Origin of the sequence: Terrihabitans soli, from assembly GCF_014191545.1 — a bacterium.
GTDB classification, from domain to species: Bacteria; Pseudomonadota; Alphaproteobacteria; order Rhizobiales; family Methylopilaceae; genus Flaviflagellibacter; species Flaviflagellibacter soli.
Genome location: NZ_AP023361.1, coordinates 1,608,824 through 1,632,407, shown reverse-complemented (window position 1 = coordinate 1,632,407; position 23,584 = coordinate 1,608,824). Strand labels below are relative to the sequence as shown.

Annotated in this window: 20 protein-coding genes and 1 pseudogene; 11 read left to right on the top strand and 10 right to left on the bottom strand. The window is 64.1% G+C overall.

Annotation, left to right across the window (positions count from 1 at the left end; all coding sequences use genetic code 11):
- Nucleotides 1-5 precede the first annotated feature (5 nt).
- Complete coding sequence (locus IZ6_RS08490) at nucleotides 6-1,541, top strand: class I adenylate-forming enzyme family protein (protein ID WP_222874638.1); 1,536 nt, start codon at nucleotides 6-8, stop codon at nucleotides 1,539-1,541.
- On the opposite strand, the gene mfd is transcribed toward IZ6_RS08490, so the two are convergent.
- Together mfd and IZ6_RS08480 are read right to left on the bottom strand one after the other, a co-directional pair.
- Nucleotides 1,538-5,041 carry a transcription-repair coupling factor gene (mfd, locus tag IZ6_RS08485; RefSeq protein WP_222874637.1) on the bottom strand — a complete coding sequence of 1,168 codons (3,504 nt, stop codon included), beginning with the start codon at nucleotides 5,039-5,041 and terminating at the stop codon, nucleotides 1,538-1,540. The two genes, IZ6_RS08490 and mfd, sit on opposite strands and share 4 nt — an antisense overlap.
- A 4-nt stretch (nucleotides 5,042-5,045) precedes the next feature.
- Nucleotides 5,046-5,336, bottom strand: coding sequence for an FAD assembly factor SdhE (locus IZ6_RS08480; protein ID WP_222874636.1), 291 nt, complete (start codon nucleotides 5,334-5,336; stop codon nucleotides 5,046-5,048).
- A 79-nt stretch (nucleotides 5,337-5,415) separates the two neighbouring features.
- Here IZ6_RS08480 and recG point away from each other — a divergent pair, with 79 nt between their 5' ends.
- The 5 genes from recG to IZ6_RS08455 all read left to right on the top strand — a co-directional run bounded on the left by recG (nucleotide 5,416) and on the right by IZ6_RS08455 (nucleotide 10,942).
- Nucleotides 5,416-7,509 carry an ATP-dependent DNA helicase RecG gene (gene recG, locus IZ6_RS08475; RefSeq protein ID WP_222874635.1) on the top strand — a complete coding sequence of 698 codons (2,094 nt, stop codon included), beginning with the start codon at nucleotides 5,416-5,418 and terminating at the stop codon, nucleotides 7,507-7,509.
- A gap of 132 nt (nucleotides 7,510-7,641) precedes the next feature.
- On the top strand, nucleotides 7,642-7,914 hold the full coding sequence (locus tag IZ6_RS08470; protein WP_222874634.1) for a sulfur globule protein precursor: 273 nt from the start codon (nucleotides 7,642-7,644) through the stop codon (nucleotides 7,912-7,914).
- A 35-nt stretch (nucleotides 7,915-7,949) separates the two neighbouring features.
- Nucleotides 7,950-8,648, top strand: coding sequence for a sigma-70 family RNA polymerase sigma factor (locus tag IZ6_RS08465; protein ID WP_222874633.1), 699 nt, complete (start codon nucleotides 7,950-7,952; stop codon nucleotides 8,646-8,648).
- Complete coding sequence (locus IZ6_RS08460; protein ID WP_222874632.1) at nucleotides 8,648-9,328, top strand: hypothetical protein; 681 nt, start codon at nucleotides 8,648-8,650, stop codon at nucleotides 9,326-9,328. Before IZ6_RS08465 ends, IZ6_RS08460 begins: the two co-directional genes overlap by 1 nt.
- Before the next feature lie 21 nt (nucleotides 9,329-9,349).
- Nucleotides 9,350-10,942: a S8 family serine peptidase gene (locus IZ6_RS08455; RefSeq protein ID WP_222874631.1), complete on the top strand. Its 1,593-nt coding sequence runs from the start codon at nucleotides 9,350-9,352 to the stop codon at nucleotides 10,940-10,942.
- Here IZ6_RS08455 and IZ6_RS16085 read toward each other — a convergent pair.
- Together IZ6_RS16085 and IZ6_RS08450 are read right to left on the bottom strand one after the other, a co-directional pair.
- Nucleotides 10,939-11,016 (bottom strand): annotated as a pseudogene (locus tag IZ6_RS16085) (hypothetical protein); the annotation flags it as partial. The gene IZ6_RS08455 and the pseudogene IZ6_RS16085 sit on opposite strands and share 4 nt — an antisense overlap.
- A 61-nt stretch (nucleotides 11,017-11,077) precedes the next feature.
- Nucleotides 11,078-11,782: a DUF502 domain-containing protein gene (locus tag IZ6_RS08450; RefSeq protein WP_222874630.1), complete on the bottom strand. Its 705-nt coding sequence runs from the start codon at nucleotides 11,780-11,782 to the stop codon at nucleotides 11,078-11,080.
- 68 nt (nucleotides 11,783-11,850) lie between these two features.
- On the opposite strand from IZ6_RS08450, the gene IZ6_RS08445 reads away from it, so the two are divergent.
- Nucleotides 11,851-12,258, top strand: coding sequence for a YbaN family protein (locus tag IZ6_RS08445; protein WP_225873872.1), 408 nt, complete (start codon nucleotides 11,851-11,853; stop codon nucleotides 12,256-12,258).
- 13 nt (nucleotides 12,259-12,271) lie between these two features.
- Here the strand turns inward: IZ6_RS08445 and IZ6_RS08440 are convergent, their stop codons facing one another.
- The 5 genes from IZ6_RS08440 to glmU form a co-directional block, all read right to left on the bottom strand.
- A complete protein-coding gene (locus IZ6_RS08440; protein WP_222874629.1) occupies nucleotides 12,272-12,697 on the bottom strand; it encodes a GFA family protein in 426 nt (141 codons plus the stop codon).
- 13 nt (nucleotides 12,698-12,710) lie between these two features.
- Nucleotides 12,711-13,328, bottom strand: coding sequence for a LysE family translocator (locus IZ6_RS08435; RefSeq protein WP_222874628.1), 618 nt, complete (start codon nucleotides 13,326-13,328; stop codon nucleotides 12,711-12,713).
- Between the two features lie 4 nt (nucleotides 13,329-13,332).
- A complete protein-coding gene (glmS, locus tag IZ6_RS08430; protein WP_222874627.1) occupies nucleotides 13,333-15,156 on the bottom strand; it encodes a glutamine--fructose-6-phosphate transaminase (isomerizing) in 1,824 nt (607 codons plus the stop codon).
- A 67-nt stretch (nucleotides 15,157-15,223) separates the two neighbouring features.
- Nucleotides 15,224-15,859, bottom strand: a complete 636-nt coding sequence (locus IZ6_RS08425; RefSeq protein WP_225873871.1) for a LysE family translocator — start codon at nucleotides 15,857-15,859, stop codon at nucleotides 15,224-15,226.
- Entirely contained in the window at nucleotides 15,856-17,202 is a 1,347-nt protein-coding gene (gene glmU / locus IZ6_RS08420) for a bifunctional UDP-N-acetylglucosamine diphosphorylase/glucosamine-1-phosphate N-acetyltransferase GlmU (RefSeq protein WP_222874626.1), read from the bottom strand. Before glmU ends, IZ6_RS08425 begins: the two co-directional genes overlap by 4 nt.
- A gap of 96 nt (nucleotides 17,203-17,298) precedes the next feature.
- On the opposite strand from glmU, the gene IZ6_RS08415 reads away from it, so the two are divergent.
- Nucleotides 17,299-18,105, top strand: a complete 807-nt coding sequence (locus IZ6_RS08415; RefSeq protein WP_222874625.1) for an SPOR domain-containing protein — start codon at nucleotides 17,299-17,301, stop codon at nucleotides 18,103-18,105.
- A gap of 54 nt (nucleotides 18,106-18,159) precedes the next feature.
- Complete coding sequence (locus IZ6_RS08410) at nucleotides 18,160-18,555, top strand: hypothetical protein (protein WP_222874624.1); 396 nt, start codon at nucleotides 18,160-18,162, stop codon at nucleotides 18,553-18,555.
- On the opposite strand, the gene IZ6_RS08405 is transcribed toward IZ6_RS08410, so the two are convergent.
- Entirely contained in the window at nucleotides 18,479-20,101 is a 1,623-nt protein-coding gene (locus IZ6_RS08405; RefSeq protein ID WP_222874623.1) for a glycoside hydrolase family 17 protein, read from the bottom strand. The genes IZ6_RS08410 and IZ6_RS08405 overlap by 77 nt on opposite strands.
- Before the next feature lie 143 nt (nucleotides 20,102-20,244).
- Between IZ6_RS08405 and IZ6_RS08400 the strand changes: the two genes are divergently transcribed.
- Entirely contained in the window at nucleotides 20,245-20,658 is a 414-nt protein-coding gene (locus tag IZ6_RS08400) for a hypothetical protein (RefSeq protein WP_222874622.1), read from the top strand.
- 155 nt (nucleotides 20,659-20,813) lie between these two features.
- A complete protein-coding gene (locus tag IZ6_RS08395; protein WP_222874621.1) occupies nucleotides 20,814-23,519 on the top strand; it encodes a glycosyltransferase in 2,706 nt (901 codons plus the stop codon).
- The last annotated feature ends 65 nt before the right edge of the window (nucleotides 23,520-23,584 follow it).

The window sequence follows — 23,584 nt, the reverse complement described above, 5'->3', positions numbered from 1 at the left end:
GGTTCATGATCCTGACGCGCGCGATCAACGCGCCGCGCCGCGACGGTTTGGGCGAGGACGTTTCGCTCGACGCACTTCTGCGCCGCCACGCCACGATCAATCCCGACGCTCCGGCCATGATCGACACGGCCGACCGCCCGGTCTTTACCGACGGCAAGCCCCGCCGCATGAGCTGGGCCGCCCTCGATGTGGAGGTCGACCGGATCGCCGCCGGCCTCAAAGGGCTCAATCTCGGCCGCGATGCGGTTGTTGCCGTGCAGATGCCGAACATCACCGAGAGCGCTGTGGCGTTCCTCGCGGTCCTGCGTGCCGGATATATCCCCTCAATGCTGCCGCTGGGCTGGCGCCGCCGCGAGATCGTCCAGGCGCTGACGCGCACCGGCGCCAAGGCCGTCATCACCGTCAGCCGTGCCGGGCCCGTCGCGCATGCGGAGATCATGGCCTATGCCGCGGCCGAGGTGTTCACCGTGCGCTTTCTGCTGGCCTATGGCCGCACGGTGCCGGACGGCGTCATTTCCATCGACACCGATCTCGACGGGCTGAAGCGCGCCGATCAGGAAACCGTCGGCGACCGGCTCGAAAAAAGCGGCCGCCATGTCGGCGTCATCACCTGGGACCCGACGCCGAGCGGCTTTGCGCCCGTGGCCCGCGCCCAGAACGAACTTATCGCCGCGGGCATGGCCTATATGCTCGAAGCGGGCCTGACCGACCGGGATATTATCGCAACGACGCTGTCGGCATCGGCGATCGTCGGTCTTGCCTCGGGCATTGTCGCAAGCCTTCTCAGCGGTGCACCGCTTGTGATGCACCAGCCGTTCTCATCGCGCGTTCTGGCGGGAGCGCTTGTGACCGAGAACGTCACCCATCTCGTTCTGCCGGGCGCCGTGGTCGCGGGCTTCATCAAGGCCGCGCGTCTGCCGAGCCGTCCGCTCCGTTCCGTCGGCGCGGTGTGGCGCACCGGCGAGACGCCCGCCAAGCTGACGCCCGGAACGCACACCATCATCGACGTCTCGACCTTCGGCGAGATCGGCTTCACGGCGGCGGCGCGCGATGCGTCCTACACCCCCGTCCCCCTTCCTCTCGGCGAACTGCAGTCGCCGCGCGGCAATACGCGCGGGCCCTCGCTGATCGAAACCCGCATCACGCCGAAGGGCCATGTCGTGATGCGCGGTGCGCTCGCGCCGTCCGGCAATCTGCCGGGCGAGCCTTCGCTCGCCATCGACAATGAAGGCTGGGTCGATACCGGCGTCACCGCCGGCGTGCGTCAGGGAGAAGTACGCATCGGCACGGTGCGCATGGGCGTTGCGCGCATCGGCGCATTGTCGTTTCCGCGTGCCGCGCTCGAAGAGTTTTTGCGCACCACATCTTCTTCGGCCGGCGCGGCTTTGGCGCTGACGCGCGATCAGATGTTCGGCGAAATCACCCGCGCCGGAAACGGCAATCGCAAGGCGCTGTTCGATGCGCTCGACAAAGCGGGCGCGAGCGCGGCGCTTCTGCCGCGGTCCGAAGGCGAAGAACGCCGCCAGCAGGGCGTCGCCTAAGCAGCTTTCCGGTTCTTTTCGGCGATTTCGACGATCTTGCGCAGGAGGCTCGTCGTGCCCTTCAGCCGCTCTTCCGCCGTGTCCCAATCGCGGCGGAACACCAGGCGGAAATCCGGCCGCAGCTTCACGTCGTGTTCCTGTGACAGCCAGGCGATCAGCCCGTCCGGATTGTCGAAACGGTTGTCGCGGAAGGACAGCACGGCACCCTTCGGCCCGGCATCGATCTTGTCGACATTGGCTCTGCGGCACAGCGATTTGATGCCGACAATGCGCAAGAGATGGCCGACTTCCGGCGGCGGCGGCCCGAACCGGTCGGCAAGCTCGACGCCAAATGCATCGATGCTCGCATCGTCGGTAAGGCTGGCCAAACGGCGGTAAAGGCCGAGGCGAAGATCGAGATCCTCGACATAGGATTCCGGAAGAAGGACCGGCGTTCCAATCGCAATCGTCGGCGACCACTGATCGGCCTCGACCTCTCCGCCCTCTTTCAGCGCGGCGACGGCCTCCTCCAGCATCTGCTGGTAAAGCTCGTAGCCGACTTCGCGGATATGGCCGGACTGCTCATCGCCGAGAAGATTGCCGGCGCCGCGTATGTCGAGATCGTGCGAGGCGAGCTGGAAGCCGGCGCCGAGACTGTCGAGCGATTGCAGGACTTTCAGCCGCTTTTCGGCATTGGCGGTCAGCGCCTTGTTCTCCGGCGTCGTCATCAGCGCGTAAGCGCGCGTCTTCGAGCGGCCCACACGGCCGCGCACCTGATAGAGCTGCGCCAGGCCGAACATATCGGCGCGGTGGATGATCAGCGTATTGGCGTTCGGAATATCGAGGCCGCTCTCGACGATCGTCGTTGCGACGAGGACATCGTATTTGCCTTCATAGAAGGCTGTCATCACGTCTTCGAGTTCGCCCGCCGCCATTTGTCCGTGGCCGACCGCGAACTTCACCTCCGGCACATGATCGCGCAGGAAGGCGGTGATGGTCGGAATGTCCTCGATGCGCGGCACGACATAAAAGCTCTGGCCGCCTCTATATCTTTCACGCAGCAAAGCCTCGCGCACGATCAGCGGATCGAACGGCACGACGCTGGTGCGCACGGCCAGACGATCGACCGGCGGCGTTGCGATGATTGACAGTTCGCGTACGCCAGTGAGAGCCAGCTGTAGCGTGCGTGGAATGGGCGTTGCCGTCAGCGTCAGCACATGCACTTCGGCGCGCAGCTGTTTCAAACGCTCTTTGTGAACGACGCCGAAATGCTGTTCCTCGTCGACGATGACGAGGCCGAGATCCTTGAAAGAAATATTCTTCGCCAGAAGCGCATGCGTGCCGATGACGACATCGACATCGCCGGTCGACAGCCCCTCCCGCACCGCTTTCATTTCGCTCGCGGCGACAAAGCGCGAAGCCTGCGCGACTTTCAGCGGGAAGCCGCGGAAGCGTTCGGCAAAGGTTTTGTAATGCTGACGGGCGAGCAGCGTCGTCGGCACGACGACCGCGACCTGTTTGCCGTTCATCGCCGTGACGAAGGCAGCGCGCAGCGCAACTTCCGTCTTGCCGAAGCCGACATCGCCGCAGATGAGGCGGTCCATCGGGCGGCCCGCCGCAAGATCATCGAGCGTCGCATTGATGGCGTTCTGCTGGTCTTCTGTTTCTTCATACGGGAAGCGCGCGGCGAATTCGTCATACATGCCGTCGGCGAGAAGAAGCCGCGTTGCATCCTTCATGGCGCGGGCCGCGGCGACCTTGATGAGTTCGCCGGCGATCTCGCGGATGCGCTGTTTCAGCCTGGCCTTGCGCGTCTGCCATCCGGCGCCGCCGAGTTTGTCGAGCTGGACTTCGGTATCTTCCGAGCCGTAGCGCGACAACAGCTCGATATTCTCGACCGGCAGAAAGAGCTTCGCATCGCCCGCATAGTGAATTTCAAGGCAGTCATGCGGCGCGCCGGAGACTTCGATCGCCTGAAGGCCTTTGTAGCGGCCGATGCCGTGATCGACATGGACGACGAGATCGCCGGCGGAAAGCGCGGTAACTTCGGACAGGAAATCCTGCGCGCGCCGCGTCTTCTTGCGGCCGCGGACAAGGCGGTCGCCGAGAATGTCCTGTTCGGCGACGATCGCGGCATCCGGCGTTTCGAACCCCGCCTCAAGGCCGACGACCGCAAGAGCGATCTGGCCTTTCGGCAGGCCTTGCGCCTCGCCCCAATCCTGCACGGTGCGGCTGTCGCCGAGGCCGTGATCGCCGAGCACTGTTGCAAGGCGCTCACGCGCTCCGTCCGACCAGGCGGCGACAATGACGCGTTTGCCGCTCTCGTTCAGCGCCGCGATGTGTCTGGCGGCAGCCTCGAAGACATTGGCATTGTCGTCGGCACGCTCAGGCGCAAAATTGCGGCTGGGTTTGCCGAGAATATCGACGGTGTCGACATTCGGCGTGTCGGCTTCGAACGGATGGATGCGCGCGACGCCGACACTCTTCAGCCTCTCACTGAGCGCACCGCCGGTCAGATAGAGCCGGTCCGGCGGCAGCGGGCGGTAGGGCGTGCCGCCCGCGCCCTGCTCGAGGCCCTCCGCGCGTGCTTCGAAATAATCGGCGGCCTGCGCAAGGCGCTGTGCGGCGGCATCTTCCGCCAGATGATCGAGCGCGATCACAGCGCCCGGCAGATGATCGAAAATGGTTTCGAGCCCGTCGGTGAACAGCGGCAGCCAATGTTCGAGCCCGGGATAGCGTCGGCCTTCGCTGATCGCTTCATAGAGCGCATCGCCACGTTCGGCCGCGCCGAATTCCTTCACATAGGATTGGCGGAAGCGCCGCATGGTGTCTTCGGTGAGAAGAACCTCGCTGACCGGAACAAGATCGAGCGCGCGCAGCTGGCCGATCGAGCGCTGCGTTTCGGGATCGAAAGGACGGATCGATTCCAGCGTGTCGCCGAAAAAGTCGAGACGCACCGGCGCCGGATGGCCCGGCGGATAAAGATCGAGAATGCCGCCGCGCACCGCATATTCGCCGGTATCGCGCACCGTCGAATTGCGCAGATAGCCGTTATTCTCAAGCCACAGGATAAGCCCGTCGAGATCGACCGCATTGCCCGGCGCGACCGACAGGCTTTGCGAGGCGATCTGTTTGCGGCTGGCGATGCGCTGCACCGCAGCATTCGCCGTCGTCAGCACGATGCGCGGTCTGTCGCCCTGTTTGGTGCGGGCAAGGCGCGCGAGCGTCGTCATGCGCTGCGCCGAGATCGCCGAATTCGGCGAGGCGCGGTCATAAGGCAGCACATCCCAGGCGGGGAAACTCAGGACGTCGATATCGGGCGCAAAGAAGGCCAGCGCCCGCTCCATGGCATGCATGCGCGTGCGCTCGCGCGCGATGTGCAGGAGCGCTGCCGGCGCATCGCGATTGCCGCGCGCCAGCTGGCGCGCGAGATCGGCGATCACCAGCGCATCGAGGCCGTCAGGGGCATGGGCAAAGGAAAGCTGCCCGCCGCGGGCGAGAAGATCGGCCTGCTTTGACATAAACTCACCTGGCGCCCGGCACCGCATGGAAGGCGCGGAGCCTGCGCATCATCTCGGTATCGTAGTCCGGCGGCGTTGCCGCCCGGCCGACGACCCATTCATAAAGATCCGTGTCCGGGGCATCGATCAGTCTTTCGAACAGATCGAGCTCGGCCTCGCTGAGCGTGGCCATTTCGGCCTCGGCGAAACGGCCGAGGATGAAATCCATTTCCTTGGTGCCGCGATGGCTGGCGCGATAGAGCGCCCGCCTGCGGCGGGGGTCCAACCCCTCATTGGTTTGGGATGTTCCGGTCACGCGGCAAGGCTTATGTAGTTGGGGCGTGCGCCGCAACAAGCTTGAAGACGGAACGGCTTGAAGGCACCGTCCCTGGCCTATGCGTCCCTCGGTCCTCAACCCTCTGTTTGCCTCCGTCGAGGCCCTTCCCGGCCTCGGTGCGAAGAGCGCCCTGCCGCTCTACCGCCTGTTCGGGCCGGACCCGCATGTGCTGGACGTGCTGTTCCACCTCCCGTGCGGCATCGTCGACCGGCGCCTGCGGCCCAAAATCGCCGATGCCGAACCGGGCACGGTTGTGACCCTCGAAGTCACGGTCGAGGAACATCACGCGCCGCCGCGCAACCGGCCCAAGGCGCCCTCCCGCGTCGTCGTCACCGACGGCACCGGCTGGGTGACGCTGATCTTCTTCGGCGCCAATCGCTCCTATGTGGAGCGCCAGCTCCCCGTCGGCGCCAAACGCTGGATTTCGGGGCGGCTCGAACTCTACGAGTCCATGCTGCAGATGGTGCATCCCGACAAGATCATGGATGCCGAAGCGCTGAAGCGCATGCCTCTGGTCGAGCCGGTCTATCCGCTGGTCGAGGGCGTGACCCAGGGGCTGATCTCGCGCGCGGCGCGCGGCGCGGCGGAACGCATTCCGGCTTTGGTCGAATGGCTCGATCCCAATCTCGTCGCGCAGCGCCATTGGCCGCATTTCCGCGAAGCTTTGCGTTTGCTGCACCTGCCGCGCCAGCCGGAAGACGCGCTGCCCGAAAGCCCGGCGCGGCATCGCCTGGCCTATGACGAGCTGCTGTCGGGCCAGCTCGCGCTCGGGCTTGTGCGCGCGCATATGCGCAAGCAGCACGGCCGGCCGAGCGCCGGCGACGGGCGTATCGCGCGAGCGCTGGAAGCGGCCCTGCCCTTCAAGCTCACCGTGTCGCAGGAACGCGCGGTGCATGAAATCCGCGGCGATCTCGCAAAGCCCGAACGCATGCTGCGCCTTTTGCAAGGCGATGTCGGTTCGGGAAAAACAGTTGTTGCGCTGCTGGCGATGTCGGGGGTCGTCGAAGCCGGGCGACAAGCCGCGTTGATGGCGCCGACGGAAATTCTGGCGCGCCAGCATTTCAAGACGATCCGCCCGCTGGCCGAAAAAGCGGGGCTGAACATCGCCATTCTGACGGCACGCGAAAAAGGCCGCGAACGCGAGGCGATCCTTGCCAATATCGCCGCCGGCGATGTCGATATCGTCGTCGGCACGCATGCGCTGTTTCAGGATGTCGTTGCGTTCAAGGATCTCGCTTTCGCCGTCGTCGACGAGCAGCACCGGTTCGGCGTGCATCAAAGACTGGCGCTCGCGGCGAAAGGCGAAGCGGTCGATATCCTGGTCATGACGGCAACGCCCATTCCGCGCACCCTCGTCCTTACATTCTTCGGCGATATGGATGTCTCGGCGCTGCACGAGAAACCGGCAGGCCGCCAGCCGATCGATACGCGGCTTTTGTCGTCCGACCGGACCGGCGAGATCGTCCATGGCCTGCACCGCGCCATCGAGACGGGCGCGCAGATCTATTGGGTGTGCCCGCTTGTCTCGGAGTCCGAGTTCATCGATGCCCAGGCCGCCGAAGACCGGTTCCGCGAACTTGAGGCCGAATTCCCCGGCAAGGTCGCGCTCGTCCACGGCAAGATGAAGGGCGCCGAGAAGGACGCCGTGATGGCGGGCTTTGCCGCCGGCCAGACCCGCATTCTTGTCGCGACGACCGTCATCGAGGTCGGGGTCGATGTGCCGGAAGCCTCGATCATGGTCATCGAGCATGCCGAGCGCTTCGGTCTCGCCCAGCTCCACCAGTTGCGAGGACGTGTCGGCCGCGGCCAGGCCAAGAGCTCCTGCCTCCTCGTCTACAAGGCGCCGCTCGGTCCGACGGCCGAAGCGCGGCTGAAGATCCTGCGCGAGACCGAAGACGGGTTCCGCATCGCCGAGGAGGATCTGAAGCTCCGCGGCGAAGGCGAGCTCTTGGGCACTCGCCAGAGCGGCCTGCCGGGCGTGCGGCTGGCCGATGTCGCCATTTACGGCGAACTCCTGGAAGGCGCCCGGAAAGAGGCGGTCATGATCCTCGACAAGGACCCGCATCTGACCGGGCCGAGGGGCGAGGCCCTGCGGACCCTGCTTTATGTCTTCGAGCGGGACGAAGCCGCCCGGCTGTTCAGGGCCGGCTAACCTTCAAAACCTGCCTTTCAAAAAATCTGTCCGGGAGCATGAACCGGCTCCGCTGAGCCCACGACCAATGGGCATAAAGACCGAATATCCCGGCTTAAACGGGCGGTCCCGACAGACAGAGAGAGACCTCAAATGCTTCGCAAGACCCTCATTGGCGCCGCTGCCGCTCTGACGCTTGGCGCTGCCGCCCTCATCCCGTCCTCAGCTTCGGCCCATGGCGGCCATGGTCATGGCCATGGTGGCGTTTCCGTCCATTTCGGTGGCGGCGGCTTCGGCTTCGGCGGCTACGGCCCCGGCTATTACAACACCTATTGGGGCGGCCCGAGCTGCTACAAGAAGTCGGTCAAGGTGTTCGACCCTTATCTCGGCGGCTGGGTCTGGACGAAAAAGAAGATTTGCTATTGATCCGAAAGCCTAGGATTTTAAGGAAAGCCGACCCTATGGGGTCGGCTTTTTCCGTTCCCGTTCAAGACGAAACCTTCCCGAAACAAAAGTTTTATACCAAGCTCCCCGGCGTTGAACCCAATGCCATCCTCCCGCGACCAATAAGCGAGCAAGCAAGAGCCGTGGCCGCCGCACAAACAGCGACATCGGACGAGATCTTGATCAGCCGGATAGCCTCCGGCGACAAGCTCGCGATGCAGGTATTATTCGCGCGTCACCATGTGCGGGTGTTCCGGTTCGTGCTCAGGCTCGTACGCAACGAAGCTAACGCGGAGGATTTGATCAGCGAGGTTTTTCTGGACGTTTGGCGCCAGGCCGGAAAGTTCGAAGGCAGATCCAGTGTTTCGACCTGGCTCCTCTCGATCGCAAGGTTCAAGGCGCTCAGTTCTCTCCGCAAGAAAAGCGAAGGCGAACTGGACGACGAAGCCGCAGAAGCCATTGAGGACGATGCGGACACGCCGGAAGTGGCGCTCCAGAAAAAGGACAAGGCCCAGGCTCTGCGTGAGTGCCTGAAGTCGCTGTCCCCGGAACATCAGGAGATCGTCGATCTCGTCTACTACCACGAGAAGACCGTGGAAGAGGCGAGCGAGATCCTCGGAATTCCGGAAAACACCGTGAAGACGCGCCTTTTCTATGCGCGCAAGCGGCTGACCGAACTGCTCAAATCCGCCGGCATCGACCGAGGATGGCCGTGATGAACATGACCCAGGACGAAAAAGACGAGATTTCTCTGCTCCTGCCCTGGTATGCGGCGGGCACGTTGAGTGCGTCCGAAACGCGTCGTGTCGCTGCGGCCATCGCCAGCGATCCGGAACTTCAGCAGCGCCTCGATTATGTGCGCGACGAAGCGGCGGAAACGCTGCTCGCTAATGAAAGCATCGCGGCGCCTTCGCGCCGTGTCGCCGACAAGCTTTTTGCCGGGATCGACGCGGAGATCGCGAAGAACCCGCGCGCCTACGCGCCGAAGTTCAGCCTGTCGAACTGGTTTGCCGAAAAGGCCGAAGCCATGCGCCCGCGCACCCTCGCCTTTGCCGGCATGGCGGCGGCGCTCATCATCGCCGTGCAGGCGGGTTTCATCGTCTCCAACATTGCCCCGCAGGGGGAAGGAGGCGACACCACCCTCGCCACCACAATCGACCCGATTGCGGCCCCCGGTCCGCAGCTTCTGGTCAATTTCCAGCCGACTGCTACAGTGGGCGATATTGAAGGCCTGCTGAAGCAGGCCGGCGGCACGATCGTCAACGGTCCGGAAGCGGGCCTCTACCGGGTCAAGATCGGCCCGAGCACGATCGACCAGGCTGGCGTGGACAAGATCATCGAGCTGCTGCGCGATAAGCCGGACGTCGTCCGCTTCGTCGCCGCCGCTTCGAATTAAACTAGATCAGGGAGAGCGGTCATGAACGCTGTCACCGTGCTTATCCGCGCCGCTCTGGCTGCGGCCATTGCCGCGCCCATCGGGATCGCTTTCACCTCCGTCTCGGCAAGCGATGCCAAGGCGCAGTTCTCCGCCAATTTCGGTTTCGGCGGCGGGCACTTTTTGAGTCAGAACCAGGGTCGCAGTCGCGGCGGCGGCGGCAGCGGCAAAGGCGGTGACCGGTTCCACACCGACAAATGCTATGCGGGCCTTGCGGATTTCTGCCGCCCGAAGATCAAGGTCATCCCGCAGGTCGACACCTATTACTATCCGCCGGAATATTACGAGGAGCCGATGGGCGCTCCGACGAAAAAGCCGGTGAAGCAGGCCAAGCCGAAGAAGACGCCCGAAAAGGCCGGCGGCACACCGCCCGTTGCGCGCCGCGATTTCGTGCCGAACGAGGTGCTGGTCGAAGTTCCGTTGTCGACACCGGAAAGCGAAGTCGATGCGCTTGCCTCAGCGCAGGGCATCCAGAAACTCGGCTCGACGGAAATCTCGCTTCTCAACACCCGTATTTACCGCTGGCGTATTCCGAACGGCCGTCCGGTCGACCAGGTTGTCGCCGCGATCTCCGCCGACAGCCGTGTCGCGGGCGCGCATTACAATCGCCTCTTTGCGCTGCAGCAGGCCGCAAACAACAGCGTGCCGCCGCAATACGCGACCACCAAGCTGAAACTTCCTGAAGCGCACACTGTGACGCGCGGCGAGAACGTTCTGGTCGCCGTCATCGACAGCGGCGCCGATACCTCGCATCCCGACCTCAAGGGGTCCTTTGTCGAAACTTTCGACGCCGTCGGCGGCAAGTTCGAGCCGCACGCGCACGGCACCGGCATGACCGGCGCCATTGTAGGCCACGGCAATCTGCAGGGCGTTGCGCCCGGTGCACGCATTCTCAATGTCCGCGCTTTCTCGCCCACCGGCAAAACCCAGGACGGCACGACTTTCGACGTCGTGCGCGGCATGGATTGGGCGGCGAGCAAAGGCGCGCGCGTGTTCAACCTGTCCTTCGCCGGTCCGAAGGATGAGCTGATGTCGCGCGTCATCAAGGCGGCGATCGCCCGCGGCATCGTCGTTGTCGCGGCGGCCGGCAATGCCGGTCCGAAATCGCCGCCGCTCTATCCGGGCGCTGAACCCGGCGTCATCGCTGTCACCTCGACCGATGCCACCGATGGCGTGACGACATTCGCCAATCGCGGCACCTATCTCACGGTCGCAGCTCCTGGCGTCGACATTCTGGTGGCCGCGCCGAAGAAAGCCTATGCGATTTCCTCCGGCACCTCGATCTCGGCCGCCTATGTCAGTGGCATGGCGGCACTGATGATCGCCCGCAATCCGAATACGACGCCCAAGGAAGTTCTGACCGTGCTGGTCGGCACCGCCAAGGATCTCGGCATCAAGGGCCGCGACAAGGATTTCGGCGCGGGCCTCGTCGACAGCGTGGCGGCGCTCGAAACCATGGAGCCGACGCCGATGATTTCGAACGCGACACCTCCGGCAACGCCCATGACCCCGCCGGCGGCCAACGCCGCCAATCCGACGCGCGCCGGTTTCTCGACGAGCACGACGCCGCGCTAGGCCGGTTCGGGAATAAGCCAGCCGCGATAGCGGACGATCAATCCCGCCAGGGGATTGCCGATCTCGACGTTGAAATTGAAACCGCCGCCTTCGACATGTTCGAAGGCGGCGCCGTTCGGCGCGAGCCGGAACGTGTCAGCGCGGAAGGCGGTTTTGTGCCGGCCTTTGCTGCGGCTGGATGATGCCCATCGACATGATGATCTTGAACACCTCGTCGGGCGACATGTCGACGTCGCGTATGCGGTCTTCGCGCATGACGACGAAATAGCCCGTGGTCGGGTTCGGTGAGCACGGAATAAAGACGTTGAGATATTTCCCGTCGGGCAGAGATGCCGCCAGACGCCCGGCTGTGGTTTCGGCGATGAGGCACAAAGTCCAGAATCCCGGCCCCGGCCATTCGATCAGCCCGACGCGGCGAAAGCTCGTGCCGCCCTGTTTGAACACGGTCTCGAAAATCTGCTTGATGGCGCTGTAGACGCTGCGCACGAAGGGCATGCCCTGCAGCACGCGTTCGCCGAAAGTGATGAGCGCGCGGCCGACCAAGTTGGCGGTCAGAAACCCGAGCAGCGTGATGCCGAGAAAAGCGGCGATGAGGCCGAAGCCCGGAATGGTGAAGCGGAGATAGGTCTCCGGATTGTAGGCCTCCGGGATCAGCGGCCGGACCCAGCCGTCGGCGAGCGCAATCAGATACCAGACGATATAGGCGGTGATGGCGAGCGGGCCGGCCACCAGAAGGCCGGTGAAGAAATAGGCGCGCAGTCTTGCGCCAAGACTGCGCGGCAGCGGCGCCGGCTCCGGCGGCGGCGTCAGCGGCGGCAGTTCGTGGAGATCCTCGCTCATGATGTTCGGCTATCGCCTCAACAGATTGGAACGGCTCTGATCTTTGTCGCCCGGCTTGCCGGGCAGCCATGGCTCATGATTATGGAGCGATGCCGCGCCCGCGCCTACTGGCTCCGAAAGCTGTTCGACCGATCCTTTTCGCCGCAGGATGCCTTCTGACGGTGGCCGGTGTTGCGGGGCTTATCCTGCCGCTCGTGCCGGGAACGGTGTTCCTGATCCTCGCCGCGGCCTGCTTTGCCCGCTCCTCGCCGCGCTTCGAAACCTGGCTGCTCTCCCATCCGAAGCTCGGGCCGGCGATCCTTGCCTGGCAGAAAACCGGCGCGATCTCGACACGCGCAAAGATCGCCGCCATTGGCGGCATGGCGCTCTCTTTCGTGCTGACCTGGTATTCGGGAGCGCCGCCGATTGCTCTTGCGGCTGTTGCATTCTGTCTTGCCGGCGCCGCGCTCTATGTCGGGACGCGGCCGAGCGCTTAAAGCCGAAGTGACCTTACTCCGCCGGAATATAACGCAGCGTGCCCGCGCGGCGCGTCGGCGTGCCGGTGTCGCTCGAGTGATTGACGCCGTCGATGACGGGCACCTCGGCGAAATCGAAAGGGCTCACTCCCTCCAGACAGGCGACGTTTACGCCGTACTGGTTGGGGTCCGACCGCCGCCGATGATGCGTGTATATCCCGCAGCGTGAGCAGAAGAAGTGTTCCGCTGCGCCGGTGTGAAAGCGGTAGAGCGTCAGCGCATCCTCGCCGTGAAGAATTTTGATCGCCCCCATTTTTGCGCTGACGACGACGGCGCCTCGCATGCGGCAGTACGAGCAGGTGCAGCGGAGGATCGAGTCGAAGCCGTCGGCGAGCGTCACCTCGAAACGCACGGTGCCGCAATGGCACTGGCCCGTCCGAACATTTGCCTCGGCCGACATCGATGCCTCTTGTCTATTTGCTGCGCGCGAGCGCCATGCCGATGCCGGCACCCATCAACAGCGATCCGGAAATGCGGTTCCGCCATTTCGCATGCGTCGACAGAAGACGGCGCGCACTTCCGGCGGTCAGCGCCCAGGAACTGTCGAGGACGAGCGCGATGATAAGGAAGGTCACCGACATCAGGACGATCTGCGGCCAGACCTCATAGCTCTCGCTGATGAATTGCGGGAAGAACGCGCCGTAGAACAAAAGTGTCTTCGGATTTGTCAGCGAGACGAAAAAGGCGCGCGTCAGCATTTTGCGCGTCGATTTCTTTTCAGGCTTTGTGCGCGACAGATCGTCGGGCGGCGCAAGCCACATTTTCAGCCCGAGCCAGACAAGATAGGCCGCGCCGATCCAGCGCAGGATTTCGAACCAGACGCCCATGGTGTGCATGAGGCCGCTGAGGCCGAGCGAAGCAAGCACGAGCTGGACGACAAGCGCGCTGCCGGTGCCCGCGACCGTCAGAAGACCGTAGCGCGGACCGTGCGCGACGCTGTTGGCGATGATGAGCGAGACGTTCGGTCCCGGGATGATGATGAGGATCGTCGCGGCGCCGACAAAAGCCAGGTACAGCGTCAGATCCATCATCGCCCTACTCCACCGTTACCGATTTTGCGAGATTGCGCGGCTGGTCGACATCCGTGCCCATGAACACCGCCGTATGATAGGCGAGCAGCTGCATCGGAATGGCGTAGATCATCGGCGTCACGAACGCATAGCTTTTCGGCACGATCAGCGTTTCGAACTCGCCCGCCGCTTCCTTCGCGCCATCGGGATCGGTGACGAGCAACACCTTGCCGCCGCGCGCCGCAACTTCCTGCATGTTGGAAACGGTCTTTTCGAACAGCGTGTCGTAGGGCGCCAGGACAACGACCGGCATCTTCTCATCGACAAGCGCGATCGGCCCGTGCTTCAGCTCGCCCGCGGCATAGCCTTCTGCATGGATGTAGGAGATTTCCTTGAGCTTCAGCGCGCCTTCCATGGCGATCGGGAACGAGGTTCCGCGGCCGAGATAGAGCGCGTCCTGAGCCTTCGCCAAATCTTTGGCGATGCGCTCGATCTGCGGCTCGAGTTTGAGCGTCTCGGCCATCAGGCGCGGCAACTCGACGAGAGATGCGACGAGGCGCTGTTCGTCGTCGTCCGACAGAACGCCGCGCGCTTTGCCGGCGGCGACTGCGAGCGCTGCCAGCGTCGCCAGCTGACAGGTGAAGGCCTTGGTCGAGGCAACGCCGATTTCAGGCCCGCCAAGCGTCGGCAGGATCGCATCGGATTCGCGGGCAATGGTCGAGCTCGTCACATTGACGACACTTGCGATCTGCATGCCCTGCTCTTTGCAGTGGCGCAAAGTTGCCAGCGTGTCGGCGGTTTCGCCCGACTGCGAAATCAGGATGGCAAGTCCGCCCGGTTTCAGCGGCGGTTCGCGATAGCGGAATTCCGAAGCGATATCGATATCGACCGGAATGCGCGCCAGTTTCTCGAACCAGTAACGCGCGACAAGACCCGCATAATAGGCGGTGCCGCAGGCCGAGAACGCGATGCGGTCGAGTTTCTTGAAATCGATGCCCTCGGGAATGCGGGCGCGGCCCTTCGCCATATCGAGATGATGAGCAAGCGTGTGGCCGACGACATCCGGCTGTTCGGCGATTTCCTTCGCCATGAAGTGGCGGTAATTGCCCTTCTCAATGAGCGCGGCGCTGACCGTGCTTTTCTGCGTGACGCGTGCGACCTTCGAGCCGTTTCCGTCGCAATCGCGTATGGACACGCCGGTATGGGTGAGGATGGCGCAATCGCCGTCTTCGAGATAGGTGATCTTGTCGGTGAAGGGCGCAAGCGCAATCGCATCCGAGCCGACATACATCTCGCCGTCGCCGTAACCCACCGCCAACGGACTTCCGCGGCGCGCGGCGATCATCAGATCTTCTTCGCCCTTGAACAGGAAGGCGAGCGCAAACGCCCCGCGCAGTTTGGCGAGAACCGCGGGCACAGCATCCTGCGGCGATTTCCCGGCATCGAGCTCGGCGGTCACGAGATGGACGATGGTTTCGGTGTCGGTGTCGCTGGAGAAGACGACGCCGTGATCGGCGAGCTCTTCGCGCAGTTCCTTATAGTTTTCGATGATGCCGTTATGGACGACGGCAACGCGCTCGGTCGCGTGCGGATGGGCATTCGCCTCGCTCGGGCCGCCATGGGTTGCCCAGCGCGTATGGCCGATGCCGGCATGGCCGGTGAGCGGTTCCTTGGCGAGCTTGTCTTCGAGCGCGCGCAACTTTCCCGGCGCTCTGCGACGGGCAAGAGCACCTTTCTCCAGCGTTGCGACGCCGGCCGAGTCATAGCCGCGATATTCGAGCCGTTTCAGAGCATCGACGATTTGCGGCGCGACTGCGCCCTTGCCGAGTATGCCGACGATTCCACACATGGTCCCCTCAGGCCCTCGCTTTAGAACGGCAGCAGGTAAATCTGCAAATCACGAACATTTTCCGAATCTAACCGCCCGCCCGGCGCGTATCCCAGGCAAGCCAGATAGCAATGGCCACAAGACCCAGCGACAGCACTTTGCGTATCGCCCGGCCGCGCTCTCCCGAAATCAGGCCGCCGGCGCGCGCGGCCAGCACAACGACCGAGGCGTGGATCACGGTCGCCACCGCAACATACAGAATTCCGAGAAGCGCGAGCTGCTGAAAGATGCCGCCGCGTTCCTCTTCGATAAAGCGCGGAACGACGGCAACGAAAAACAGCACCGATTTCGGATTGAGGACATTGGTGACCAGCCCGCGCCAGAACAGGCCGTGTGCATCGCCGCCGCCCGCAGCCTGTGCCGGCGAGGTCTCCGCATCGCGCCAGCCTTCGTAAGCAAGCCAGATGAGGAAGAGCACGCCCGCCCAGCGCAGCGCCTCATAAAGAATTGGCGATGCCGAGATCAGCGCACCGGCGCCGAAAGCTGCGGCCACCGCATGGACAGTCAGCCCCGCCGCAACGCCCGCCGTTGCCGCAAGACCGGCGGCGCGGCCGCGCGTCATGGACAGCGCTGCGAGATAACCCATGTTCGGTCCAGGCGTGATTTCGATGACGAACACGGTCAGAAGGAACTTCGCAAGATTGGCGTCGATGACATCCGTCACGACTTCTTCTTCGGATTCTTGGCGCGGCGGTGCGCGGCCCAGCCTTCCTTGACCTCCTGGCGCGCGCGGGCGACCGCGAGCGCATCGGCCGGGACATTCTTGGTGATGACGCTGCCGGTGCCGATATAGGCGCCCGCCCCGACTTCGACCGGCGCGACCAGCGCGACATTGACGCCGACAAAGGCGCCCGCACCGATCTCCGTCCGGTGCTTCTGCGCGCCGTCGTAATTGCAGGTGATGGCCCCTGCGCCAATATTGGCGTCGGCGCCGACATGGGCGTCGCCGACATAAGCGAGATGGTTGACCTTCACATCATTGTCGAGAACCGCGTTCTTGATCTCGACGAAATTGCCGATGCGCGTGTGCTCGCCGAGCGAGGCGCCGGGGCGAAGCCGGGCGAACGGTCCGATGGTGACATGCTTGCCGACATGGGCGCCTTCGAGATGGCAATTGGCGCGGATGGTCGCGCCGTCTTCCACCGTGACGCCCGGGCCGAAGAAGACATTGGGTTCAATGAGGACATCGCGGCCGATTTTGGTGTCGGCCGATAAAAACACCGTTTCCGGCGCGATCAGCGTGGCGCCGTCTTCCATCGCGGCGGTGCGCAGACGAACCTGGAACTGCGCTTCGACCGAGGCAAGCTGGACACGCGTATTGACGCCCTGCACTTCCGCCTCATCGGCTTCAAGCGCGACGGTTTTCAAACCGAGCCCGCGCGCCAGGCCGACAACATCCGTCAGGTAGAATTCGCGCTTGGCATTGGCGTTGCTGACCGCCTGAAGAAGCTCAAGCGCATGCTTGCCGGCCAGCGCCATGAGGCCGGCATTGCAAAAGCCGATCTTGCGCTCATCGGCGGAGGCGTCGCGCTCTTCGCGGATCGCCACAAGCTCATCGTTCTGAACGATGAGGCGTCCATATCCTGTCGGGTCGGACGCCGAGAAGCCGAGCACGGCGACCGCCGCGCCGTCCGACAGCGCCTCGCGCATGCGTGTCAGGGTTTCGGGACGCACCAAAGGCGTATCGGCAAAGAGAACGAGAATATCGTCGGCCGGCTGTTCGAGCGCGCTGCGGGCCGCAAGTACGGCATGCGCGGTGCCGAGCCGCTCCTTCTGCACGAAGACCTGAGCCGTGGACGCATAGCGGCGCACTTCCTCGGCGACGTCGCCGCGGTCGGGACCGATGACGGCGGCAAGGCGGCTCGCACCGGCGGCGAGCGCCGACGACAAAGCATGGCCGACCAGGGAGCGTCCGGCGGCTTCATGCAGGACTTTCGGCTTAGCCGACTTCATCCGTGTGCCTTCCCCGGCCGCAAGGACGAGGGTCAGGCAAGTTCGCGACGCCATTTTCCAGTTATCTCCTGCCCCGCAACTCTTGTGACGGCTTCCACGAATCAACGCGTCTGCCGATAAGACTGATCATAGAGGGAGTTTCTTAAAGCCGTGGCACTCGAGCCTTCAACCCATGACGGCCTGGCGAAGCTGACCGCCTCGCTCAAGGAGCGGGCGGCGAGCGGCGAAAACCTCTCTTCGACCTATGTCATGTGGGGGTTCTTTACCGCGGCCTCCATGGTCGCGGCTATCGCCGTTTGCTTTACCCCCCAGGCCGAGCGCCGCTATTCGGAGGCCATGAGCGCCCCCCCGGCGACCATTCAGCAGCCCGGAACGGCGATCGCCCGGGCCGAGCCCCCGCCGCTCCCCATGCCCGCCGCCGAGCCCGAGCCGGACCCGGAACTGATGGCGCGGCTGAAACTGCTCGAAGAGCAGCTCGATAATGTCACCGGCTCGATCGCCAAGGCGAAAGCCGAGCCGCCTCCGCCTCCGCCGCCCCCTCCGGGCGGCGTGACCCCGTCAAATGAGCCCAAACAGGTGAAGACGGCCCCGGTCGCCCAGCCTGAGCCCGAACCGCAGGAAATGGTGGTCCAGATCCCGGCCGCCCCGCCGGCCCCGGCCGAGCCGGTGACGACCGCCGCCGTGCCCGCCACAAGCTTCGGGCTCGATCTCGGCTCGGAAAGCTCGTTCGGGGCGCTGCGCGCCCGCTGGGAGACGCTGCGCCGCGAGAACCCGGAACTCGCCCGCCTGCAGCCACGCATTTCGGTGCGTGACTCGAAGGGCCGGGTGGAGCTGCGGCTCATCGCCGGTCCCTTCGCCAATGCCTCCGAGGCCGCCCGGGTCTGCGCCCAGCTCTTCGTCAAGGGCGTGTCCTGCGACGGCGGCCTGTTCGATGGCCAGCGGCTGCCTCAAAGCTAAGACAGCCGGCTTGCCGCTTTCCCCGGGACGCCGGGGCGTCTAGAACCCTTTTCCATGTCTGACAGACCGATTTTCCGTCCCGGCTTCGCCGCGATCCTCGCGCTGGCCGCCGTCTCTGCCGCAGCTCTCGGGCTTGCGCTCTATATGCGTTACTGGGTGGTCGAGCCGGCGGTCGTCGGCCTTGCTTGCGATGCCGGATCGATGACAACGATCTGCGTCGTCCGCCGCACCTTTATCGGCATTTTCGTCTGGTACGGCTTCGGCGGTGCGGCGCTGGTGGCGACGGCCCTGGCGCTTCTGCGGCCCTCAAACCTTCTGATCGGCGCGGCGCTGATCTTCGGCCTGATCGGCGTTGTGAACTACAACACCCAGCTCAGCGCGCTGGCGCTGGCACTTCTGCCGCTTGTTCTTGCCCGGCCCGCGCCAGAACGAGAGTTCCAGCCAGAATAAGAAGCAAAGCTGCAAAGAGCAGAGCTTCCCAGTTCGACAGCTTTTCCTGCACGACGATAACGATGCTCGACATTGTCAGTACGGCGGCGAAGATGCGTTCGCTGAAGACGCTGCCGGTGCGCCGCGCCAGAAGCGCCAGCATCAAAAAACCGGTGACGGGGCCGATCAGCGTCGAGGTCGCAAATTCGCGGTAGCGCGGATCGAAGACGAGGCCGAGCGCGAGATAAACGCTCAGCACCGTGATGCCGGCGAGCAGCGCCGCAAGCCAGGTTTCAAGGCCTTTGATCCGCGCCGGACGCCCCATCAGCCGGGCGAAGGAAATGGGCGCCGTCCCCTGAACAAGAGCAGCTGCCGCAATGACGGGGCTTGCCGCCGCCAGCACGAGATAGACGGCGGCGCGGCCGAGTTCGAACGGCGTGCGCGCGCCGATCGCATGCATATGGACCGCAAGGCCGATCGTGCATCCCGCAACCGCCGCCGTGACCGCAACTGCGATCCAGCTTTTGGCTTCGATGGTGCGGCCGCGGCCCGCGACATAAGCGGACGCAAACATCATCAGCGCGAGCGCTGCGCCGAGAACCGCCTGCTCTTTCCATTTCGGATAGTTCGAGACGGCTTCGCCCCAATGAAATTTAGGCTCGCGCGTATCGGCATCGAGCAGGCCCCAATAGCCGCCGACCGTGCCCTCCAGAAGCCGCTTCCAGGGCTGGTCGAAGGCTTCGATGAGATTGACGTCATAGCCGCTCGATTTCTTCAGCTCGAGCAGATCGTGCAGCACCTGAGCCTGATCTGCGGGCGTTGCCCGCGCGCCCCAGCGCATGCGGCCCTCGCTCGGCCATCCCGTCTCGCCGATGAGGATCGGCTTGCCGGCAAAAACTTCGCCGACATGTTTGCGGATGTCGGCGACATGCTTGCCCGCCTGCCCGGCGGGAACGGGCGCGTCCTCCCAATACGGCAGGATATGTACGGTGACGGTATCGACGAAGTCGGCGAGGCCCTTGTGGCGCTCCCAGAACTCCCAGACATCGGCATAGGTCGTCGGCACCTTCACCCGGGCCTTGACGCTTTTCAGAATGCCGCCGAGGTCTTTTTCGGAAATCTCGCCGCGCAGCAGCGCCTCATTGCCGATGACGAGAAGCCGGATGACGTCCGGGTAGCGGTTGGCAAGCTTAACGCCGGCCTCGATCTGCAGGGCGTTTTTGGGCGCCTCGCGGCCGAGCCAGATGCCGAGGATGACTTTAAGCCCGTGCTTCTTGGCCAGGACCGGGACGTTTTCGAGCCCCTGGTCGACGGCATAGGTGCGGACGCACTCGGTCACCTTGGAAAGGTGCGCGAAGTCCTCGTCGATCTGGGCCGCCGAAATGACGATGTCTTCGGTAAAGGGCGACTGGCCGCGCCGGAACGGCGCATAGGACACGCACGGGATCTTCTCCCCGGCGGCCAAGGGCGACGCGGGCATGGTTACCGGCGCCCCGACCTGCCAATTGAACAGGACAATGACGGCCAGAACGGCGGGAAGAAGCAGAACAGGCAGGCGGATCGGCACAGCGAGGGGTCCTGGTTAAGCCCGCGTGCGATAACCTTTACATGCAAGATTGCCAAGCGGCCGGACCTGTGGCGCTATGCGCGCCGCGAAACCGACAAACTTCCTGATAGAGTTCCGCCTCCTTTCCGGTTCAGATTCTCTCCATGCCTCGTTTGATTTACGCGTCTGCGTCCGCCGCCGTCCTCTTCATTGCCCTGATCCTTGCCGGCCCGGCTGCCGCCCAGTCCAAACAGGACGGCGACCCCAAGGCCGATGCCAAGCAGGCGCCTGCCCGCCCGCAGATCCCGGCCAAGAAAGAGGGTAAGGCCAATCCGGCGCTCCGGGCCGAATGCGCCTGGACCGGCCAGCGGATCGTTTCCCTTCTGTGGCGCGACGATGTGAATACCGCCCGCGAGCAAAGCCGCTTCTACGAGATGTTCGGCTGCCCGGCGGAACACCTGCCGGTGGCGTTCCGCTGCGTTATCGAGCAGAGCGAGAGCCAGCCCGATCAGAACGATCTCAACGCCCGCGTTTACGGTTGCTGGATGTCGCCCGAGAGCCGCGGCGCCGAAGAATAAATGAGCGGCGTTTCAACGCAGGAATGCGTTTTCGTGCGGTCTCAGCCCATTTTAAGCCGCTTTTTAGTCGGCTACTACTATTTAAGCTTCGTAATTCGTGTATTCATATCTGCGCTCCCAAGTAGGAGCCATCCGGTAGGGTAACCAACACCGCCATGCGCGTCGTACTCGCTGCTCTCGCTCTTGTAGCTGGCGTACACGCATCCCTATGGTTCTGGTCCCGCGAAACCGCCCAGGCTCCGGCCGCCCCCAACCGCTTTACCAGCCTCTCCTTCGCTCCGTTCGCGCAGGACGAAGACGCCGAAGATGTCGGCGCCAAGGCCGAAACCATCCGCGCCGACCTCGACGTCATTGCGCCGGTCACCGACGCCATCCGTACCTATTCTTCGACGACCGGCCTTGAACTGGTCCCGCCGCTGGCGGCCGAAAAGAACCTTCAGGTCACGCTCGGCATCTGGATCGACAAGGACGAGGTCCGCAACAAGCGCGAGATCGACGCCGCGGTTGACCTCGCCTCGCGCAATTCGAACGTCAAAGGCATCGTCGTCGGCAACGAAACGATCCTGCGCGCCGACAAATCCGTCCAGGAGATGATCGACCTTATCCGCGAGGTGAAGGGCCGCACGGATACGCCGGTGACCACCGGTGAAATCTGGAACACCTGGCTCGACCATCCGGAGCTCGCCTCGGCGGTCGACTTCCTCGCCGTCCATATCCTGCCTTACTGGGAAGGCATCCCGGCCGACCAGTCGGTCGATTACGCGCTCGGCATTTACGAGAAGCTGCGCGCCGCCTTCCCCGGCAAGCACATCGTCATCGCCGAGTTCGGCTGGCCGTCTTCGGGCTTCAACCGCAATGCGGCGACGACCGGCGAGATCACTCAGGCCGAAGTCATCCGCGAGTTCACCAGCCGCGCCAAGGCGCGCGGCATCGACTACAACATCGTCGAAGCCATCGATCAGCCCTGGAAGGGCGCGATCGAAGGCAATGTCGGTCCGTATTGGGGCGTGTTCGATGCGAGCCGCCACGCCAAGTTCAACTTCTCCGGCCCGATCGAGGAGCGCACCTTCTGGCCGCGCATGATCGCGGCGATGCTGATGGGCTTCCTCCTGTCGCTGCCGGTTCTGAAAATCCGTGGCGCGACGTTCGTGCAGGCGCTCGTTCTCGTCGGCGCGGCCAATGGCGTCGGTGCCTGGACGGCGCTGATGCTCGACCACTGGCTGACGCATTACTTCGTGCTCGGTGCGCAGATCGCCATGGGCGTCGGCTCGGTTCTGCTGGTGCCGCTCGTCATCGTCATCCTGACGCGCATCGAAGAGATTTCCGCCATCGCCTTCGGCCGCAAGCATCGCCGCCTGATCGAGGCGACGCTGCCGGCCGCGCATGATGTGCCGAAAGTGTCGATCCATGTTCCGGCCTATCGCGAGCCGCCGGACATGCTCATCAAGACACTCAATAGCGTTGCGGCGCTCGACTATCCGAATTTCGAATGCGTCGTCATCGTCAACAACACGCCCGACCCGGCCTTCTGGATGCCGATCGAGGCGCATTGCAAAGAGCTCGGCGAACGCTTCAAATTCCTCAATGCGGAGCGCATCGAGGGCTTCAAGGCCGGCGCGCTGCGCCTTGCGATGAAGCACACAGCGGACGATGCGGCGATCATCGGCGTCATCGACGCCGACTATGTCGTTGCGCCGAACTGGCTGAAGGATCTCGTGCCCGCGTTCGGCGATCCGCGCGTCGGCATCGTCCAGGCGCCGCAGGATCACCGCGACGCCGACACCAGCGTCCTGCACACTTTCATGAACTCCGAATATGCCGGCTTCTTCGATATCGGCATGGTGGAGCGCAACGAGCAGAACGCCATCATCATCCACGGCACGATGTGCCTGATGCGCCGTTCGGCGATGGACGATGCCGGCGGCTGGTCGTCCGACACGATCTGCGAAGATTCGGATCTCGGCCTTGCAATCCTCAAGCGCGGCTGGCAGGCGCACTATACCCGCACCCGTTACGGCTGGGGGCTTCTGCCGAACGATTACGACGGTTTCCGCAAGCAGCGTCACCGCTGGACCTTCGGCGGTATGCAGATCGTCACCAAGCATCTCGGCACGATGCTGCGCGGCGGCGATCTGACGCCCGATCAGCGCCGTACCTACATTGTCGGCTGGCTGAACTGGATGGGCGCCGAAACCGTCGGCGTTGTCATCGCCGTCCTCAACCTGATCTGGGTTCCGATCGTCGTGTTCGGCAATGTGCAGGTTCCGGAAGCCGTGCTGACCGTGCCGATCCTTGCCGGCTTCTTCATCTACCTCATCCACTTCATGTCGCTGTACCGGCTGCGCGTGAAGCATTCGCTGTTTTCGACCATCGGCGCGGCCTTTGCCGCCATGGCGCTGCAGCTGACCGTCGCCCGCGCCGTCGGCGAATGGGTGGTGAAGCAGCACATGGCCTTCATCCGCACCGCCAAGGGCGGCAAAGCGGCGAAACGCTCCTTCCCCGCCTTCTGGGAGGCCATTCTCGGCGGCCTTCTGCTCGCGGGCGCCGCGCTCGTCTTTTTCACGAACTATCACGATGTCTTCGAGATCCACCTCTTCTCGGCGGTGCTTCTCGTCCAGTCGCTGCCCTTCCTCGCGGCATCGGCGATTGCCGGGCTTGAGCGTACGCCGCTCAACGACCTCGCCTTCACGGCCAAGGTCGGCGACCGCATCATCGCGCTGATCGAGCGCAAGGCTCCGGCGGCCCTGCCGCCCACTCTGGTGCCCGAGCCGGTTGCCGTGCCCGCGCCTGTGCCGGTTTCGGCTCCGGTCGCTGCCGCGGTCGCGGCCATTGCCGCCAACGAGGCTGCGCCGGCCGTCTAAGGAAAGGGCCGCCTAAGGCCCTGCCTGCCCTCAGGAACATCTGCCCGCCTGTCCACGTTGATTGG

Excerpts from the sequence above, each read along its gene's own strand:
- IZ6_RS08490 (WP_222874638.1), top strand. The coding sequence starts at position 6 with ATGATCCTGACGCGCGCGATCAACGCGCCGCGCCGCGACGGTTTGGGC.
- mfd (WP_222874637.1), bottom strand. The coding sequence starts at position 5,041 with ATGTCAAAGCAGGCCGATCTTCTCGCCCGCGGCGGGCAGCTTTCCTTT.
- recG (WP_222874635.1), top strand. The coding sequence starts at position 5,416 with ATGCGTCCCTCGGTCCTCAACCCTCTGTTTGCCTCCGTCGAGGCCCTT.
- IZ6_RS08470 (WP_222874634.1), top strand. The coding sequence starts at position 7,642 with ATGCTTCGCAAGACCCTCATTGGCGCCGCTGCCGCTCTGACGCTTGGC.
- IZ6_RS08465 (WP_222874633.1), top strand. The coding sequence starts at position 7,950 with ATGGGGTCGGCTTTTTCCGTTCCCGTTCAAGACGAAACCTTCCCGAAA.
- IZ6_RS08460 (WP_222874632.1), top strand. The coding sequence starts at position 8,648 with ATGAACATGACCCAGGACGAAAAAGACGAGATTTCTCTGCTCCTGCCC.
- IZ6_RS08455 (WP_222874631.1), top strand. The coding sequence starts at position 9,350 with ATGAACGCTGTCACCGTGCTTATCCGCGCCGCTCTGGCTGCGGCCATT.
- IZ6_RS08450 (WP_222874630.1), bottom strand. The coding sequence starts at position 11,782 with ATGAGCGAGGATCTCCACGAACTGCCGCCGCTGACGCCGCCGCCGGAG.
- IZ6_RS08445 (WP_225873872.1), top strand. The coding sequence starts at position 11,851 with ATGGCTCATGATTATGGAGCGATGCCGCGCCCGCGCCTACTGGCTCCG.
- IZ6_RS08440 (WP_222874629.1), bottom strand. The coding sequence starts at position 12,697 with ATGTCGGCCGAGGCAAATGTTCGGACGGGCCAGTGCCATTGCGGCACC.
- IZ6_RS08435 (WP_222874628.1), bottom strand. The coding sequence starts at position 13,328 with ATGATGGATCTGACGCTGTACCTGGCTTTTGTCGGCGCCGCGACGATC.
- glmS (WP_222874627.1), bottom strand. The coding sequence starts at position 15,156 with ATGTGTGGAATCGTCGGCATACTCGGCAAGGGCGCAGTCGCGCCGCAA.
- glmU (WP_222874626.1), bottom strand. The coding sequence starts at position 17,202 with ATGGCGTCGCGAACTTGCCTGACCCTCGTCCTTGCGGCCGGGGAAGGC.
- IZ6_RS08410 (WP_222874624.1), top strand. The coding sequence starts at position 18,160 with ATGTCTGACAGACCGATTTTCCGTCCCGGCTTCGCCGCGATCCTCGCG.
- IZ6_RS08400 (WP_222874622.1), top strand. The coding sequence starts at position 20,245 with ATGCCTCGTTTGATTTACGCGTCTGCGTCCGCCGCCGTCCTCTTCATT.
- IZ6_RS08395 (WP_222874621.1), top strand. The coding sequence starts at position 20,814 with ATGCGCGTCGTACTCGCTGCTCTCGCTCTTGTAGCTGGCGTACACGCA.